Raw genomic sequence first — 1381 nt, forward strand, 5'->3', positions numbered from 1 at the left:
TTTTGATTTGTCGTAAAACCAAAATATGAAAAAAGGAGCTAACCACAATGGGAAGCTCCTTAATTTTGAAAAGTTAGTCGGTTAGTAGTGATAAAAAATGTAAAGGTTAATTAATAAAATTAAATAATAAGAATAGATCATGAAAAAATTAATATTATGTTTTAGTCTAATTTTTGCGTTTTCTTGTAGCAATTCAGATGTACAGGAGGATGTAAATAATAATCTAACAGAAACAAATACTTTACAAGCGAGAACGACACCCGCTGTTGATGACGAAATTGATCAAATATTTTTTGATTTTGTAAATTCGGAAGAGTATATGTTATCAAAATCATTGATGAACGATTTTTCAACAAACTTTCTAACCAATGTTACACCTTCTGATTTTAACACTAAAGAAGAAATGCTTTCTTGGATTGGGAATAATATTGGTCAAACAACTTTTAATAGTGTAAGTGAAGCTGAATTAAAGTGGAATGAAATACATAGTTGGACAGTTGTAAAAATAGCAAATCACCCTGAATACTATGATTATTTAAAAAACGCTTCTCTTTCATCAAAAATTATTTACTTCAAAAAATGGATAGTTCAACCTATTGTAAATAATAATGATGATTGTGAAAGAGAGTTAAACGATTGTGAAACAAGTGCAATGAATTATTACATTCAAGACTACATGCACGCGGCATTTTATGATGGTTCTACTAGAGATTCTGCAATATCTTATGCTGATTATTGGTATCAAAATAGAATTTCTGCGTGTGGTAGAAACTATAGATCTTGTATGGGGTTGTAATTAATTTAAAATAAGATATTATGATTAAAAAACTTTTTTTATTTTTAGTATTTATCTTTTCTACTTCGATGTATTCACAGAATATGAAGGAAGAAATTTTAAATGATGCTGCGTTTAAGGAATTAGCTGAAAGATCACTTAAATTTTATAGTTCTGAAATCTACTTGAATTATGATAAAATTAGTAAGGAGTACATTAGCAAGATGCCAACAGAATACTTTACTGATAAAGAAGCTGATTTCCCAGAATGGATAAAACACCATCTTTCAAAAACGAAATTTAAGTCTGTAGAAGAAGCTATAGATCTTTACAATAAAAGTAATAGTGCTTTTGTCAAAAAGAGAGAAGCTGAAGATAATTTGAATAATTTATTGTTTACGTTGGTTGATAAATACGGCAGGGATAATTTTAAACCTGTGTATGATGAATATGTTCTGAAAAAGATATTCAATTCAAACAAAAGTTAAAAATCCATTATTTATTTAAGTTACTTTTATAAATCAAATAAATCTAAAAACCTTTATCTTAGTTGATAAAGGTTTTTTTATGGAAACAATCGCTGTAAACAAGAGAAACAAGTTTTAT

General features: G+C 27.4%; 2 protein-coding genes. Both read left to right on the forward strand.

Annotation, left to right across the window (positions count from 1 at the left end):
* Positions 1 to 139 precede the first annotated feature (139 nt).
* Entirely contained in the window at positions 140 to 796 is a 657-nt protein-coding gene (locus BLW20_RS14490; protein WP_091103000.1) for a hypothetical protein, read from the forward strand.
* 20 nt (positions 797 to 816) lie between these two features.
* Positions 817 to 1263, forward strand: a complete 447-nt coding sequence (locus BLW20_RS14495) for a hypothetical protein (RefSeq protein ID WP_091103004.1) — start codon at positions 817 to 819, stop codon at positions 1261 to 1263.
* Positions 1264 to 1381: the final 118 nt, after the last annotated feature.

Source organism: Paenimyroides marinum, from assembly GCF_900108395.1.
GTDB lineage: Bacteria > Bacteroidota > Bacteroidia > Flavobacteriales > Flavobacteriaceae > Flavobacterium > Flavobacterium marinum.